We start from the raw sequence: 14721 nt of genomic DNA on the forward strand, positions 1-14721 counted from the left end.
GCCCGTGACGACCGACCTGCCGATGCCGCGTGTCGGGCCCGCCGCCGACCGGGCCCCCACCGCGGTGCGCATCGTGCTCAACTGGGGGCGGCGCTACTCCCTGTGGGTGTTCAACTTCGGCCTGGCCTGCTGCGCCATCGAGTTCATCGCCGCCTCGATGGCCCGGCACGACTTCATGCGGCTGGGCGTCATCCCGTTCGCCCCCGGGCCGCGCCAGGCCGACCTCATGGTCGTCTCGGGCACGGTCACCGACAAGATGGCCCCCGCGATCCGCCGCCTCTACGACCAGATGCCCGAGCCCAAGTACGTCATCTCCTTCGGCGCCTGCTCCAACTCCGGGGGGCCCTACTGGGACTCCTACTGCGTCACCAAGGGTGTCGACCAGCTCATCCCGGTCGACGTCTACGTCCCCGGATGCCCACCGCGCCCCGAGGCCCTGCTCAACGGCATCATCACGCTCCAGGAGCAGATCAAGGCCGAGCACCCGGGCCGCGCCCGCGGGCACCGTCCGTATGCCGCGGGCCCGGTGACGGCGGGGGAGGTCACCCGTCCGCTGGTGGCTCCCCCGGAGGAGGCGCCATGACCACGGCCGACATCACCCGCGACGTCGAGCTGCTCGAGTGGCGCGCCGCGGTGCGCGCGGCCCGGGAGGAGGGCTTCACCTTCTTCGACTGGCTCTCGGCGGTCGACCAGACCGACGACGCCGAGTCGCCGGGCTTCGACGTGGTCTGCCACCTCGTCCGCACCGGGCCCTGGGCGCGGGTGCTGCTGCGCACCCGCGTGCCCGACGGCATCTCCCTGGAGAGCATCACCGGCGTCTTCGGTGGTGCGGCCTGGCACGAGCGCGAGACCTACGAGATGTTCGGCGTGGAGTTCAGCGGCTTCGACGACGGCAGCGGTCTGGGCCTGCGTCCCCTGCTGCTCCCGGAGGGCTTCGAGGGCACGCCGCTGCGCAAGTCGTTCGTCCTGGCGTCCCGGGCGTCCAAGGCGTGGCCGGGGGCCAAGGAGCCGGGGGAGTCCGAGGCCACGCCGGCCCGGGCCTCCCGCCGCCGGAGGCTGCTGCCGCCGGGCGTGCCGGACGCGTCCTGGGGGCCCCGGCACACGCAGGCCGCAGCACCGGCCGGGGAGGAGCGCTGATGGACCTCGCCTTCGCGCTCGAGATCGTGCTCAAGACCGCGGCCGTCATGGCGGCCTTCCTCAGCCTGCCGCTGCTCGTCGGCCAGACCGAGCACAAGGTGATGGCCCACATGCAGGGCAGGCTGGGCCCCATGGAGGCCGGGTTCCACGGCATCGGGCAGCTCGTCGCCGACGGCATCAAGTTCGTGCAGAAGGAGGACATCACCCCGGCGGGGGCCGACAGGCACGTCTTCCGGCTCGCCCCGGCGGTCGCCCTGGTCCCCTACCTGGTGGCGCTGGCGGTCATCCCCCTGTCGGCCTCGTGGGTGGCAGCGGACGTGCCCGCCTCCCTGCTCTTCGTGCTCGCGGTGACCTCGGTCGGGGTGATCGGCACGCTGATGGCAGGCTGGGGCAGCGGCAACAAGTACTCCCTCATCGGTGGGCTGCGTGCCGGCGCCCAGCTGGTGTCCTACGAGCTGCCCATCGTGCTGGCGGCGGCCTCGGTGGCGATGGCCGCCGGCACGCTGTCGCTCACCGGGATCGTGGGGGCCTGGAGCCCGTGGTGGCTGCTGTGGCAGCTGCCCGGTGCCTTCGTCTTCCTCACCGCCGCGGTGGCCGAGCTGCAACGGACGCCGTTCGACGCACCGATCGCCGACGCCGAGATCGTGTTCGGCCCGCTCACGGAGTACTCCGGTCTCCGGTTCGCCTTCTTCCTGCTCTCGGAGTATGCGGGGATCGTCGTGATGTCGCTGCTGTTCGCCGTGCTCTACCTGGGCGGGTGGGGCGGCCCCTGGTCGGACACGCTGGGCCCGGTGTGGACCCTGCTCAAGGGCCTCGCGGTGGCCGTGCTCATCATCTGGCTGCGGGTGGCCTGGCCCCGGGTCCGCGAGGACCAGCTGCAGCGCTTCGCGTGGACGGTGCTCCTGCCGCTCGCGCTCGGACAGCTCGCGCTCACCGGCGCAGGGGTGGTGATCTGGGGATGAAGGGTCTCTTCTCGGGCCTGCGGACGACCGCACGCACGCTGGGCACCAGGGCCCACACGCGGCAGTACCCGCACGTCGAGCCCGACCTTCCCGACCGCTCCCGCGGGGTGATCGCCCTGCTGGCGGAGAACTGCACGTCCTGCATGCTGTGCGCCCGCGAGTGCCCGGACTGGTGCATCTACATCGACAGCCACAAGGAGACCGTCGAGCCGGGGCCCGAGGGCGGCCGGGCCCGACAGCACAACGTGCTCGACCGCTTCGACATCGACTTCTCGCTGTGCATGTACTGCGGGATCTGCATCGAGGTCTGCCCCTTCGACGCCCTCTTCTGGGCCCCCGACTTCGCCTACGCGGAAGGCGACATCCGCAACCTGCTGCACGACAAGGACCGCCTCGGCGGGTGGATGGCCGACGTGCCGCCCTCCTCCCTGCCGCAGCCGCCCGAGCAGCAGGGGGACGCCGAGTGAGCGGACTGGACCTGCTCTTCCTGGCGGTGGGCCTGCTGACGGCGGCCTCTGCCGTCCTGGCCGTCACCTCCCGGGTCGTGCTGCACGCCGCCCTGTGGCTCGTGGTCGCGCTGGGGGGCCTGGCCGGGTGCTACCTGGTGCTGGGTGCCGAGCTCGTCGCTCTCGTGCAGCTGCTCATCTACGTGGGCGGCGTCGTCGTGCTGGTGCTCTTCGCGCTCATGCTGACCCGGCACGGCAACGCCCCGGTGCAGGCCTCGGCCGGGCACCGGGTGCTGGCGGGGGTCGTGGCCGCCGGGCTGACGGTCCTGCTGGGGGTGACGCTGACCGCCGTGGTCGGCTGGACCCGGGTGCCGGTCACCGGACCGGACAGCACCGACATCGGCACGGCGATCTTCGGCACCTGGGTCTGGCCGTTCGAGCTGCTCTCCCTGCTGCTCCTGCTGGCCCTGGTGGCCGCCGTCGCCGTGGCGCGGGGGGCCGGTTCGGTCGAGGACGTGGGAGCTGCCACCGAGGAGGAGCCGTGATCACCCCCGCCCTGCCCATGCTGCTCGCTGCCGTCCTCGCCGGTGCCGGGGTCTACGGCGTGCTCGCCCGACGGCACGCCGTGCTGATGCTCGTCGGTGTCGAGCTGATCCTGGCCGCTGCCGGGCTCGTCCTGGTGACCACCGGCCAGGTGACGCCCGACCCGTTGGCCTCCGGTGCCGTGCTCACCCTCTTCGTCATCACGATCGCGGCCGCCGAGATCGTCGTGGCGCTCGCGGTGGTCATGGCGCTCTACCGCGCCCGCGGCCATGTCGACCTGCAGCACGAGCGGAGTGAGTCGTGACCTCCCTGCAGTGGCCGGACCTGCCCGACCTGCCCGCGTTGCCTCCGCTGCCCGACTTCCCGGGAGCGGCGGCGCAGTATGTCGTGGCGATCCCGCTGCTTGCCGCGCTGCTCGCCTTCCTGCTGGGGCGCACCTCGTCGCGCACTGCGGCGTGGACGGTGGTCACCGGTGCCGTCCTCACGCTGGGGGCGGCCACCTGGCAGCTCTACACCATCAGCGTCGGCGTGGTGCCGCGGGTGTCCGAGACGGTCGGCCCGCTGGCCCTGGGCGAGCTCACCGTGCCGCTCACCCTCTCGGCCAGCCCGCTGACCGCGATCACCGCGGTGGCCGTCGCCCTCGTGGCGCTGGTCGTGCAGGTCTACGCGCGCTGGTACCTCTGGTACGACCCCCGCTACCGGCAGTTCGCCGCGACGGTCTCCCTCTTCAGCGGCGCGATGCTCCTGGTGGTGCTGTCGGGGGACGTCGTGCTGACGCTGGTGGGCTGGGAGGTGATGGGCTGGTGCTCCTACCTGCTCGTCGGGCACATCTCCGCGAAGGCCTCGGCCCGCCGCGCCGCTGCGAAGGCCCTGCTCGTGACGCGCTTCGCCGACCTGGGCTTCGTGCTCGGCCTGGTCGCCCTGACCGCCGGGCCGGGGAGCACGGCCATCGCGGACATCGTCGACCACTGGCGCGCCGAGCCCGGCACGGCACTCACCGTGGCCATGCTGCTGGTCATCATGGGTGTGGCCGGCAAGTCGGCCCTGGTGCCCTTCCAGGACTGGCTGCCCGACGCCATGGAGGGCCCGACCCCGGCCTCGGCCCTCATCCACGCAGCGACGATGGTCGCGGCCGGCACGGTCGTGCTCGCCCAGCTCTTCCCGCTGCTGCAGGCCAGTGACCCGGCGCGGACGACGCTCGCGGTGCTGGCCTCGGCCACCACACTGCTCGCCGCGCTGCTGGCCTTCGCGCAGCCTGACCTCAAGCGCCTGCTCGCCTGGTCCACCGTCAGCCAGGTCGCCCTCATGCTCGCCGCGCTGACGGCCATCCCGGTGGGGGAGGGGCCGGACACGGCGGTGCTCCACCTGGTCTCGCACGCGCTCTTCAAGGCCCTGCTCTTCCTCGCGCTCGGGTGGCTCGCCGTGCTGGCCGGAGGCACGCTTGTGTCCTACGCCGTCTCCGGGGTGCGCCGCTACGGCTCCGTCCGGCGCCCCCTCGGCATCGGGCTGCTCGCCCTGGCGGGGGTGCCACCGCTGGTGGGCTTCGTCTCCAAGGAGCTCATCCTCGGCTCCGCGGAGGCGGGTGTGCAGGCCGCGACGCCGGGGCCGGCGCTCATCGTGCTCGCGGCCGTCGGCGCCGGTGCGCCGCTGACGGCGGCCTACTGCATGCGGGCCTGGCTCATCCTGAGCCGACCCGTCCTGGTCCGCGGCAACGGCCGCACGGGCGAGCAGCTGGACGACTTCTTCGCCGAGCCGGAGGTCATGGTGGAGGCGGTCGGTGTCGAGGAGGCCGAGGCCGCGATCTCCTCCCCGGCGCGGGCCGGCATCACCACCCTCTCGCTGCTGACCGTCGTCGGCGGCGTGCTGCCCCTCACCCCCTTCTTCGACGTGGAGCTCCATCTCAACGTGCCCCTGCTGGTCGCCTCCCTGCTGCTCATGGCCGCTGCCGCGCTCTTCGTGCTGGCCGCCTCCCGCGGGGTGCGCACCCGGGACGCCGCGGCCCGCCTGCCCGCCGTGCTCAACCTGGCCGCCGAGCGCGGGCTCGGCGCCGACACGGCATACCTGACGCTGGTCGCCCGGCCGACCATGGCGCTGGCGCGCGGGGTCACCTGGCTGGACCGGGAGGTCCTCGACGGCTACGTGCGTGCGGCCGGCCGGGCCGCACGTCTGCTCGGGCGCGGCGGGGAGCGCTGGAGCCCGGTGCAGCCGGCCCCCTCCCTGGTGCTGGTGCTCGCCGGCGTGCTGGTGCTCGCCGTCATCGGGGTGGTGCTGCGGTGAACGACCTCCTGTGGCCCGCGCTGGCCCTGCTGCCCCTGCTGGTGACCACCCTTGCCCTCGCCGTGGCCGACCGCACCTCCTCGCCGCCGTCCGAGCCGCTCGTGCGCGGGCTGTCCGTGGGCTCCGCACTGCTGTCCGCGGTGGGTGTCGTGGGCACCGTGCTCACCGGCACCGGGGTGGACGTGGTGTGGATCCCTGCCCTGGGGGTCGACCTCGACCTGCGTGCCGACGGCATCAGCACCCCGCTGGTGCTGCTCACCGCCGGTGTCGGCATCGTCGCGACCGCCCTGCGGCACACCCGGCCTCCCGTCGACCGCACCGAGGAGGACCGCACCGCGCCCCTCGTCGGCCAGCACGGGGTCCCCGGGCTCGCGGCCTACCACGCGTGCCTGCAGCTGGTGCTGCTCGGCGCCCTGGTCACGTTCCTCAGCCGCGACGCGATCGTCTTCTTCGTCGGCTTCGAGCTGGTGCTGCTGCCGATGTGGCTGCTCGTCGCGCGTCACGGCGACGCGCACGAGGCGGCCCGGCGGGACGGGGCGGCGCTGCGTTTCGTGCTGGTCACCGCCACCGGCTCGACGCTGATGCTGCTGGGCATCCTGGCCCTCAGCACCCTCACCGGCACCACCGACGTCGACCGGTGGGCCGAGCTCGCCGGTGCCTCGCTCAGCGGCCGGGAGCAGCTTCTCGTCGCGGTGCTGCTGCTGGTGGGCCTCGGGCTCAAGGTGCCCGTGTGGCCGCTGCACACCTGGCTGCCGTGGGTGCACTCGACCGCCCCCACCGCCGGCTCGGTGCTGCTGGCCGCGGTGCTGCTGAAGATGGGCACCTACGGCATCGTGCGGCTCGTCGTGCCGGTCGTCCCGGAAGGGTTCGCCACCGCGTCGCCGGTGCTCGCGGGACTGGCCGTGACCGGGATCGTGTGGGCGGGTCTGGCCTGCCTGGTCGAGCGGGACCTCAAGCGGCTCATCGCGTGGTCCTCCATCGCCCACCTGGGGTTCGTCGTGCTGGCCCTGGCCACCGGCACCGAGACCGGGCTGCAGGCGGCACTCTTCGGCAACGTCGCCCACGGTGTGATCGCGGCCCTGCTCTTCGTCGTCGTCGGCGCGCTGAAGGAGCGCTGGGGGTCCGCCGACCTCACCGTCGCCCGGGCGGCGCTGCGTGAGGTCACGCCCCGTCTCGGTTTCGCCCTGGTGGTAGGCATGGCGGCGTCGATGGGCCTGCCCGGCCTGGCGGGCTTCTGGGGCGAGCTCGGTGCGGTCTACGCAGCGTGGGCCCCGGCCGAGGACCGCACCGAGGGCTGGTTCCGGCTCTTCGCCGTCGTGGCCGCCGTCGGTGCCGTGATCGCCGCCGCGTATGCCGTGCGGGTCCTGCGTGAGGTGTGGGCCGGCGACCGGCTGCTGCCGGCGATCCCGGACTCCCACCGTGTCGAGGGAGTGCTCATCGGGGTGCTCGTCGTGGCGGTGCTCGTGCTGGGCGTCTACCCGTCCCTGCTGCTGGACGTCACCGCGGCCGATGCTGCGGCCCTGCTCACCGGGGGTGTCCGATGAGCCTGGACCTCAACCTCGTGGCACTGCTGCCGGTGCTGGCACCCGCTGTCGCCGCCGTCCTCGTGCTGGTGCTCGACATCGCCTGGCCCCCGGCCCGCGCGACTCATCTCGTCGTCGTGGGTCTGGGACTGCTCGGTGGTGCCGTGGCGACGGTGCCGGGCCTGCTCCAGGGGCGGGGGGAGCGGGTCGCCGCGCTGTGCCTGCCCGACGGCACCTGCCTCTACCAGGCGAGCTCGCTCACCTCCGGCCTGCAGCTGCTGGCCCTGCTCAGCGGTGTCGTGGTGCTGGTGCTCGCGTGGGACGACTGGTCGCACGGCGAGGGCGGTCGCACCGCGGTCATCGCCGCGCTGGTGCTGGGTGCCACCGCCGGGGTCGTGGCCGTCCCTGCGGCCGGTGACCTGGGGACCCTGCTGGTGGCCCTGGAGCTGGCGACCCTGCCGACCGCCGCCCTGGTGGCGCTGGAGCGCAGGGCCTCCCGCCAGCCCGCTGCCGTCGACGGTGCGGTCGCGCTGCTGACGACCTCGCTGGTCTCGTTCGCCCTCCTGGCGCTCGGAGCGGCGCTGTGGGTGGTCGCGACCGGCACCGCCGTGCTCAGCGGCGACGCGGTCGCGGTCGCCGCGGCCGACCCGGCACGGCTCTCGCTGCTCACGCTGGCGGCGGTCCTCGCGCTGGCCGGCATGGCCTTCAAGGTCTCGGCGGTGCCCTTCCACGCCTGGACCCCGCTCACCTACCACGGAGCACCCCTGCCGGTCACGACCTACCTGGCCACCGTGTCCAAGGTGGCGGCGCTCGGGGGAGTCGTCGTCATCGTCACCGCCCTGTCGGGTGCGAGCGGCACCAGCCTGCTCGCGGTCGCGGTGATGGCGGCGCTCAGCATGACGGTCGGCAACGCCGTCGCACTGGTGCAGACCGACACGGTCCGGCTGCTGGCCTGGTCGACGGTGGCGCAGGGCGGGTGGGTGCTGCTGCCGCTGGCCGACCTCTCCTCGCGGGGCACCCGTGCGGCGGGGGGCTACCTCGCGGTGTATGCCGTCGCGACCCTGCTCGCCTTCGTGGTGGTGGTCGCCGTCGGCGCGCGCCGGGGTGTCCTGCTCACCGACCACCGGGGGCTGCTGCGGGACAGCCCCCTGCTCGGCCTGCCGCTGGCCTTCGCGCTGCTGGCCCTGGCCGGGCTGCCCCCGGCGGTCGTGGGTCTGGTGGCCAAGGTGGTGGCGCTGCGCCCGGTCGCCGGCGACGGCACCTGGTGGCTGGCCGTGGTGGCCGCCCTCAACGTGGCCCTCGGCATCGCGGTCTACCTCAGATGGCTGCGGGTGCTGGCCCAGCATCCCGAGCCGGTCGACGCCCTCGCCGCGGCGGAGGCCGAGGCACAGACCCGGTCCACCGCGCACACCGCGGTGCCCGCCCGGCACACGGCGCTCATCGCGGTGCTCACCACCCTGCTCGTCGCCGGCAGCGTCGCTCCCGTCGGCATCTTCTGACCTGCCGGAACACCCGGCCCGACCCCGACGTTCGGACAGACATGAACAGGCACTACAACGGGCTCAAGACGGCGCTGCTCTTCGGGGCGATCTGGGCCGTCCTGCTGGGCATGGGTGCGCTCATCGGTGGGGGCAACTACATCTGGCTCTTCGCCCTCATCGGTGTCGTCACCACCTTCTACGGCTACTGGAACTCCGACAAGCTGGCGATCAAGGCCATGCGGGCCTACCCGGTCACCGAGCAGCAGCAGCCGGCGATGTACCGCATCGTCCGCGAGCTCTCCGACCGCGCCGGCCAGCCGATGCCGCGCCTCTACGTGAGCCCGACGGCGGCCCCCAACGCGTTCGCCACCGGACGCAACCCGCAGAACGCGGCCGTGTGCTGCACCGAGGGCATCCTGCACCTGCTCGACGAGCGGGAGCTGCGCGGGGTGCTCGGCCACGAGCTCATGCACGTCTACAACCGCGACATCCTGACCTCCTCGGTCGCCGCCGCCGTCGCCGGTGTCATCACCTCGGTGGCGCAGATGGCGATGTTCGCCAACATCTTCGGGGGCAACCGGGGCGGCGGCGGCAACCCCCTCGCCCTGCTGGCCATGGCCCTGCTGGCCCCGATCGCCGCCAGCGTGATCCAGCTGGCGATCAGCCGCACCCGGGAGTACGACGCGGACGAGGACGGCGCGGCGCTCACCGGTGACCCGCTGGCCCTGGCCTCGGCACTGCGCAAGCTCGAGCGCGGGGTGCAGGCGGCCCCGCTGGCCCCCGAGCCGCAGCTGCAGAACGCCGCGCACATGATGATCGCCAACCCGTTCCGCGCGGCCGACGTGAAGAGCCTCTTCGCGACCCACCCGCCGATGGCCCAGCGCATCGAGCGCCTGGAGGGCATGGCCGGCGGTCCGCAGCGCTACTGAGCCGGCTCGCCCCGCACGGTGAGCAGCGGGGCCCGGTCGCCCCGGATGCCGGCGACCATGTCGACCACCCGCCGGGTGGCCCGCACGTCGTGCGCCCGGAAGACCGTGGTCCCGAGCCAGGCGGCGACGGCGGTCGCCGCCAGGGTGCCCTCCAGACGCTCGTCCACCGACAGGTCGAGGGTCTCGCCGACGAAGTCCTTGCGCGACAGCGCCTGCAGCACGGGGTAGCCCAGGGCGGCGACGTCGGCGGTGTGGCGCAGGGTGACCAGGCTGTGCCGGGTGGTCTTGCCGAAGTCCAGCGTCGGGTCGACGAGGATGCGCTCGCGGGGGATGCCGGCCTCGCGGGCGCGGCGTGCGCCTGTGCGCAGCGTGCGCAGCACGTCGCGGACGACGGCGAGCTCGTCGTCGCCGTGCTCGTCGGCATACCGCATCCCGACGGGGTCGGTGCGCGGGGGCAGGCCACCGGTGTGCGAGCAGACCACGCCGGCGCCCACCTGGGCCGCGACGTGCACGAGGTCGGGGTCGTGACCGGCCCAGGTGTCGTTGACCAGGTCCAGGCCCACGGGTGCGGCGGCCAGGGCCACCTCGGAGCGCCAGGTGTCGAGGCTCAGCACGAGGCTCGGGTATGCCGCGCGAGCGGCCTCGAGGAAGGGCACGACCCGCGAGATCTCCTCGGTGGCACCGACGTGCTCGCCCTCCGCACCGGCGCGCACCCCTCCCACGTCGACGATGTCGGCCCCCTGCTCGACCGCGGCGTGCAGGGCGGCCACGGCGTCCTCGACGGCGGCCAGCCGGTTGCCGGCCCAGAAGGAGTCCCTGGTGCGGTTGATGACGGCCATGACCGCGGGACGGGAGGCATCGAAGACCTGCCCACGCAGCCGGAGCGCAGCAGGTCGGGGCAGGTCGACGGGGGTGGGCAGGGTCACGAGCGCATTGTGGCAGCACGTCCTGGGCGGTGGCCGGACCGTCAGGCGTCGACCGGCTCCGTCGTCCTGCGGCGGGTCGCCCGGATGAACGTCGTGACGACGGCGAACCCGACGAGGGCCAACAGCAGGGCCTGCAGCACGCCTGCGGCGTCGGGCGGCAGCAGCAGCGACCGGTCGTCCTCCTGCCAGGGCCACAGCGCTCTCAGCGCTCCCATCATGAGGCCCAGCAGGACGGCCATGGTGACGTCGTGGCGGTGCTGCAGGAGGTGCTCGAGCAGGCGCGCCATCAGGGCCAGCCCCAGGGCGCACCCGAGGACGAACACTGCGATGTAGGGGAGGTTGCGCTGGTCGAGAGCCGTGAGCGTCGGGGTGTACATCCCCAGCGCCAGCAGCAGGAACGAGCCGGAGACCCCCGGCAGGATCATGGCGCTGATGGCGACCATCGCGGCCAGCAGCACGATGAGGTAGCCCGGGTCCGTGACCTCGGCCGGTGGCAGCCCGGTGAGCACGAAGGCCAGCACCAGCGCTCCGGCGAGGGCCAGCCCGCGCAGCGGGGTCCACCGGCCGATCAGACCGAGCGGCACCGCCAGCGAGGCGAGGATGAGGCCGGCGAACAGCGACCGGCTCTGCTCCGGGTAGGCCTCCAGCAGCGGGGGGATGAAGCGCGCGCCGGTCAGCAGCGCCGTGACGATGCCCAGGCCCAGGGGCACGAGCAGCGTCCAGTCGACCCGGCCCAGCGCCTGCCGGGCGCCGGAGAGGTCCGCCTTGACCAGGGCGGTCGGCACCTCGACCGCCGTCCTGATGGCGTGGATGAGCCGCTCGTAGATGCCGACCATGAGAGCCACCGTGCCGCCGGAGACCCCCGGCACGACGTCGAAGGCACCCATGAGCAGCCCGCGCAGGTAGTGCGGGAGGGCATGGCGAAGAGCGGTCCGGTCCACCGGTGCAGCCTACGTCCTCGGGCCTATGACCGACGGGTGCAGCACCCAGGCGCGGCTCGCCCCCGGGCCTGCCGCGTCTGCCCGGTCTCAGCGGTAGTTGGTGAACTGCAGCGCCACGTCGAGGTCGGCCTCCTTGAGCATCCGCTGCACCGCCTGCAGGTCGTCGCGCGACTTCGACGACACCCGCAGCTCGTCACCCTGGATCTGCGCCTTGACCGACCTGGGCCCCTCGTCGCGGACCATCTTGGCGATCTTCTTGGCGTCCTCGGAGGAGATGCCCTCCTTCAGTCCCGCGTCCAGGCGGTACTCCTTGCCGGACGCGCGGGGCTCGCCGTCGTTGGACAGGTCCAGGGTCTTGAGGGAGACGCCACGCCTGACCAGCTTGGTCTGCAGCACGTCCAGCACGGCCCGGCAGCGCTCCTCGCTGTTGGCCTTCATGGTGATGGACTCACCCGACAGCTCCACGGACGCGCCCACGTTCTTGAAGTCGTAGCGCTGGCTTATCTCCTTGGCCGCCTGGTTGACGGCGTTGGCCACCTCCTGCTTGTCGACCTTGCTGACGACGTCGAACGACGAGTCCGCCATGACGATCCCTCCCGGTTCTCTTGGTTGGCACGAGGCCCGTGTGTGGCTGTTATCCTTTCACCCGCACAGCGCGGCAGGTTGTCCGAGCGGCCAATGGAAGCGGACTGTAAATCCGTCGGCGTATGCCTACGCAGGTTCGAATCCTGCACCTGCCACCAGCGTGCACCGCGAGGGCCTCGTCGTAACCGGCGAGGCCCTCGGCGGGTCCTGGGGGACCGTGCCCCGCCTACGATGGTGGGATGCCCGTGACCTCGACGCCCGTCGAAGAGCTGCCCACCCGGCCCGAGCGCCTCGGGCGGCTGCCGTACACCCGCAAGCACACCAAGCTGCTCATCGGCTCCGGCACGGGGTGGGCGCTGGACGCGATGGACGTCGGGCTCATCTCGTTCGTCGGTGCCGCGCTCGCCGTGGAGTGGTCGTTGACCCGCACCGAGCAGTCGTGGCTGCTCTCCATCGGCTTCATCGGGATGGCGCTCGGCGCGACGCTGGGCGGGAGGCTGGCCGACCGCTACGGCCGGCGCACGGTCTTCGCGGCCACGATGGTGCTCTACGGCCTGGCCACCGGTGCCTCCGCCTTCGTCACCGGGCTGGCGGTGCTGCTGCTGCTGCGCTTCGTGGTCGGCCTGGGCCTGGGTGCGGAGCTGCCGGTCGCCTCGACGCTGGTCAGTGAGCTGTCACCGACGAAGATCCGGGGCCGGATGGTCGTCATCCTGGAGGCCTTCTGGGCGGTCGGGTGGATCCTCGCGGCGCTGCTGGGCTACTTCGTGGTGCAGGAGTACGACAACGGCTGGCGCTACGCCTTCCTCGTCGGGCTCGTGCCGGCGCTCTACGCCATCGTCGTGCGGATCGGGCTGCCGGAGTCGCCCCTGTTCCTCGAGCGGCGGGGCCGGGTCGCCGAGGCCGAGCAGGTCGTGCGGGACTTCGAGGAGTCCGCCGGCGTCGCGTCCGAGGCCTCGCGTGACCTGCCGGAGGCCAAGGTGCCCGCGCCCACGCAGCTGTGGAGCCCGGCATACCGGGTGCGCACCGGTGCCATCTGGGCGGTGTGGTTCTGCGTCAACTTCTCCTACTACGGAGCCTTCATCTGGCTGCCGACCCTGCTGGTCGACCGCGGCTTCGACCTCGTCCGCTCGTTCGAGTACGTCCTCATCATCACGCTTGCGCAGCTGCCGGGCTACGCCCTGGCCGCCGTCCTCATCGAGAAGTGGGGCCGGCGTCCCACCCTGGCCACCATGCTGGTCGGCTCCGCGCTCGCCGCAGGAGCGTTCGGGCTGGCCGACTCCGTGCCGCAGATCCTGGCCGCGGGGATGGCGATGTCGTTCTTCAACCTGGGTGCGTGGGGGGCGTTGTACGCCGTCACGCCGGAGATCTACCCGACGGCCCTGCGCGGCACCGGCGCCGGCTCCGCAGCCGGGTTCGGACGCATCGCCTCGATCGTCGCGCCGCTGTCGGTGCCCGTCCTCCTGGCGACGATCGGCAGTCTCGGCCTCTTCCTCGTCTTCGCCGCCGCCTTCGCGCTCGGGGCAGCCGCGGCGTTCCTGCTGCCGGAGCAGCGCGGGGAGCGGCTGGCGGCCTGACCTGGCACGTCCCCGCACACTGCATACTCATGCTGTATGCTGCATACGATCAGCCGCCACGCACCGACAAGGAACCACCGTGACCGCATCCACCATGCCCGCGGGCCTCTACGCTGAGTCCATGACAGAGACCGCGCTCACCACCAACCAGTCCTTCATCGACCTGGAGGACCAGGTCGCTGCGCACAACTACAGCCCGCTGCCGGTCGTCGTGACCGAGGCCGAGGGCATCTGGGTGACCGACGTCGAGGGCAACCGCTACCTGGACGCCCTCTCCGGCTACTCGGCGCTCAACTTCGGCCATCGCCACCCCGACCTGGTCGCCGCCGCGAAGGCGCAGCTCGACCGGTCCACGCTGACGAGCCGGGCGTTCCACAACGACCAGCTCGGGCCCTTCTGCCGTGACCTGGCCGCCCTGGTCGGCAAGGAGTCGGTCCTGCCGATGAACACCGGCGCCGAGGCGGTCGAGACCGCGCTGAAGATCGCCCGCAAGTGGGGCTACCTGGTCAAGGGCGTGCCGGCCGACACCGCCGAGGTCGTCGTCATGAGCGGCAACTTCCACGGTCGCACCACCACGATCATCAGCTTCTCCGACGACCCGGAGGCCCACGACCACTACGGGCCCTACACCCCCGGCTTCGTCACCGTGCCCTACGGCGACCTCGCCGCGATCGAGGCCGCGATCACCGACCACACCGTGGCCGTGCTCGTCGAGCCGATCCAGGGTGAGCAGGGCGTGCAGATCCCCAAGGAGGGCTTCCTGCCAGGCCTGCGCGAGCTGTGCACGGAGCGCAACGTGCTCATGGTCGCCGACGAGATCCAGTCGGGCCTCGGCCGCACCGGCACCACGCTCGCCTGTGGGTACGAGGGGGTCGAGGCCGACATGTACACCCTCGGCAAGGCCCTCGGGGGCGGCATCATCCCGGTCTCGGCCGTGGCCGCCGACCGGAAGGTCATGGACGTCATCACCCCGGGCACGCACGGCTCCACCTTCGGCGGCAACCCGCTGGCGGCGGCGGTGGGCCACGCGGTCGTCAAGCTGCTGGCCACCGGTGAGCACCAGGCGCATGCCGCCGAGCTCGAGCCCTACTTCCGGGAGCAGCTCGAGGCGCTCATCGGCAAGGGCGTCGTCGCCGTCCGGGTGCGCGGCCTGTGGGCCGGCGTCGACATCGACCCCGACGTCATGACCGGCAAGGCCGCGTGCAAGGCGCTCGCCAAGAAGGGGGTCCTGGCCAAGGACACCCACGGGTCGACCATCCGTCTGGCGCCGCCGCTGACCATCACCAAGGACGAGCTCACGGTGGTGACCGACACCCTCGCCGAGGTCGTCGCCGAGGCGGCCGCCGCGCGCTGAGCCCACGGCATACCTGGACCGAGGCCGGGACCCCACGGGGTCC

General features: G+C 72.7%; 15 protein-coding genes and 1 tRNA gene. 13 read left to right on the top strand and 3 right to left on the bottom strand.

The features are described from left to right. The first annotated feature begins 4 nt into the window (after window positions 1–4). From LVO85_RS04770 to htpX, 10 genes are read left to right on the top strand one after another with little or no spacing between them, the layout of a single operon-like run. Window positions 5–583 (top strand): NADH-quinone oxidoreductase subunit B, encoded by a 579-nt coding sequence (locus LVO85_RS04770; protein WP_232746275.1) that lies wholly within the window; start codon window positions 5–7, stop codon window positions 581–583. Next, a complete protein-coding gene (locus LVO85_RS04775) occupies window positions 580–1137 on the top strand; it encodes an NADH-quinone oxidoreductase subunit C (RefSeq protein WP_232746276.1) in 558 nt (185 codons plus the stop codon). Before LVO85_RS04770 ends, LVO85_RS04775 begins: the two co-directional genes overlap by 4 nt. Then, a complete protein-coding gene (nuoH, locus tag LVO85_RS04780; protein WP_232746277.1) occupies window positions 1137–2099 on the top strand; it encodes an NADH-quinone oxidoreductase subunit NuoH in 963 nt (320 codons plus the stop codon). The genes LVO85_RS04775 and nuoH overlap by 1 nt, the downstream gene beginning before the upstream one ends. Next, on the top strand, window positions 2096–2566 hold the full coding sequence (locus tag LVO85_RS04785) for a 4Fe-4S binding protein (RefSeq protein WP_232746278.1): 471 nt from the start codon (window positions 2096–2098) through the stop codon (window positions 2564–2566). The genes nuoH and LVO85_RS04785 overlap by 4 nt, the downstream gene beginning before the upstream one ends. Next, window positions 2563–3090: an NADH-quinone oxidoreductase subunit J family protein gene (locus LVO85_RS04790; RefSeq protein WP_232746279.1), complete on the top strand. Its 528-nt coding sequence runs from the start codon at window positions 2563–2565 to the stop codon at window positions 3088–3090. The genes LVO85_RS04785 and LVO85_RS04790 overlap by 4 nt, the downstream gene beginning before the upstream one ends. Next, on the top strand, window positions 3087–3392 hold the full coding sequence (nuoK, locus tag LVO85_RS04795; RefSeq protein WP_232746280.1) for an NADH-quinone oxidoreductase subunit NuoK: 306 nt from the start codon (window positions 3087–3089) through the stop codon (window positions 3390–3392). Before LVO85_RS04790 ends, nuoK begins: the two co-directional genes overlap by 4 nt. After that, window positions 3389–5365 carry an NADH-quinone oxidoreductase subunit 5 family protein gene (locus tag LVO85_RS04800; RefSeq protein WP_232746281.1) on the top strand — a complete coding sequence of 659 codons (1977 nt, stop codon included), beginning with the start codon at window positions 3389–3391 and terminating at the stop codon, window positions 5363–5365. Before nuoK ends, LVO85_RS04800 begins: the two co-directional genes overlap by 4 nt. Next, complete coding sequence (locus LVO85_RS04805; protein ID WP_232746282.1) at window positions 5362–6909, top strand: complex I subunit 4 family protein; 1548 nt, start codon at window positions 5362–5364, stop codon at window positions 6907–6909. Before LVO85_RS04800 ends, LVO85_RS04805 begins: the two co-directional genes overlap by 4 nt. Next, entirely contained in the window at window positions 6906–8387 is a 1482-nt protein-coding gene (locus LVO85_RS04810; protein WP_232746283.1) for a proton-conducting transporter transmembrane domain-containing protein, read from the top strand. The genes LVO85_RS04805 and LVO85_RS04810 overlap by 4 nt, the downstream gene beginning before the upstream one ends. A 41-nt stretch (window positions 8388–8428) precedes the next feature. Beyond that, entirely contained in the window at window positions 8429–9298 is an 870-nt protein-coding gene (htpX, locus tag LVO85_RS04815) for a zinc metalloprotease HtpX (protein WP_232746284.1), read from the top strand. On the opposite strand, the gene folP is transcribed toward htpX, so the two are convergent. From folP to LVO85_RS04830, 3 genes are all read right to left on the bottom strand, one after another. Then, complete coding sequence (folP, locus tag LVO85_RS04820; RefSeq protein ID WP_232746285.1) at window positions 9292–10224, bottom strand: dihydropteroate synthase; 933 nt, start codon at window positions 10222–10224, stop codon at window positions 9292–9294. The genes htpX and folP overlap by 7 nt on opposite strands. A gap of 41 nt (window positions 10225–10265) precedes the next feature. Further along, window positions 10266–11165, bottom strand: coding sequence for a DUF368 domain-containing protein (locus LVO85_RS04825; RefSeq protein WP_232746286.1), 900 nt, complete (start codon window positions 11163–11165; stop codon window positions 10266–10268). Window positions 11166–11252: 87 nt separating this feature from the next. Then, window positions 11253–11750 carry a YajQ family cyclic di-GMP-binding protein gene (locus LVO85_RS04830; RefSeq protein ID WP_232746287.1) on the bottom strand — a complete coding sequence of 166 codons (498 nt, stop codon included), beginning with the start codon at window positions 11748–11750 and terminating at the stop codon, window positions 11253–11255. Between the two features lie 72 nt (window positions 11751–11822). Between LVO85_RS04830 and LVO85_RS04835 the strand changes: the two genes are divergently transcribed. The 3 genes from LVO85_RS04835 to rocD all read left to right on the top strand — a co-directional run bounded on the left by LVO85_RS04835 (window position 11823) and on the right by rocD (window position 14678). Next, window positions 11823–11908: transfer RNA gene (locus LVO85_RS04835), tRNA-Tyr, on the top strand. 81 nt (window positions 11909–11989) lie between these two features. Then, on the top strand, window positions 11990–13324 hold the full coding sequence (locus LVO85_RS04840) for an MFS transporter (protein ID WP_232746288.1): 1335 nt from the start codon (window positions 11990–11992) through the stop codon (window positions 13322–13324). Between the two features lie 121 nt (window positions 13325–13445). Next, window positions 13446–14678: an ornithine--oxo-acid transaminase gene (gene rocD, locus LVO85_RS04845; RefSeq protein WP_232746289.1), complete on the top strand. Its 1233-nt coding sequence runs from the start codon at window positions 13446–13448 to the stop codon at window positions 14676–14678. Window positions 14679–14721 lie beyond the last annotated feature (43 nt).

Origin of the sequence: Ornithinimicrobium sediminis, assembly GCF_021272345.1 — a bacterium.
Taxonomy (GTDB): domain Bacteria; phylum Actinomycetota; class Actinomycetes; order Actinomycetales; family Dermatophilaceae; genus Ornithinicoccus; species Ornithinicoccus sediminis_B.

Excerpts from the sequence above, each read along its gene's own strand:
- LVO85_RS04810 (WP_232746283.1), top strand. The coding sequence starts at position 6,906 with ATGAGCCTGGACCTCAACCTCGTGGCACTGCTGCCGGTGCTGGCACCC.
- nuoH (WP_232746277.1), top strand. The coding sequence starts at position 1,137 with ATGGACCTCGCCTTCGCGCTCGAGATCGTGCTCAAGACCGCGGCCGTC.
- LVO85_RS04775 (WP_232746276.1), top strand. The coding sequence starts at position 580 with ATGACCACGGCCGACATCACCCGCGACGTCGAGCTGCTCGAGTGGCGC.
- LVO85_RS04785 (WP_232746278.1), top strand. The coding sequence starts at position 2,096 with ATGAAGGGTCTCTTCTCGGGCCTGCGGACGACCGCACGCACGCTGGGC.
- LVO85_RS04840 (WP_232746288.1), top strand. The coding sequence starts at position 11,990 with ATGCCCGTGACCTCGACGCCCGTCGAAGAGCTGCCCACCCGGCCCGAG.
- LVO85_RS04830 (WP_232746287.1), bottom strand. The coding sequence starts at position 11,750 with ATGGCGGACTCGTCGTTCGACGTCGTCAGCAAGGTCGACAAGCAGGAG.
- htpX (WP_232746284.1), top strand. The coding sequence starts at position 8,429 with ATGAACAGGCACTACAACGGGCTCAAGACGGCGCTGCTCTTCGGGGCG.
- rocD (WP_232746289.1), top strand. The coding sequence starts at position 13,446 with ATGACAGAGACCGCGCTCACCACCAACCAGTCCTTCATCGACCTGGAG.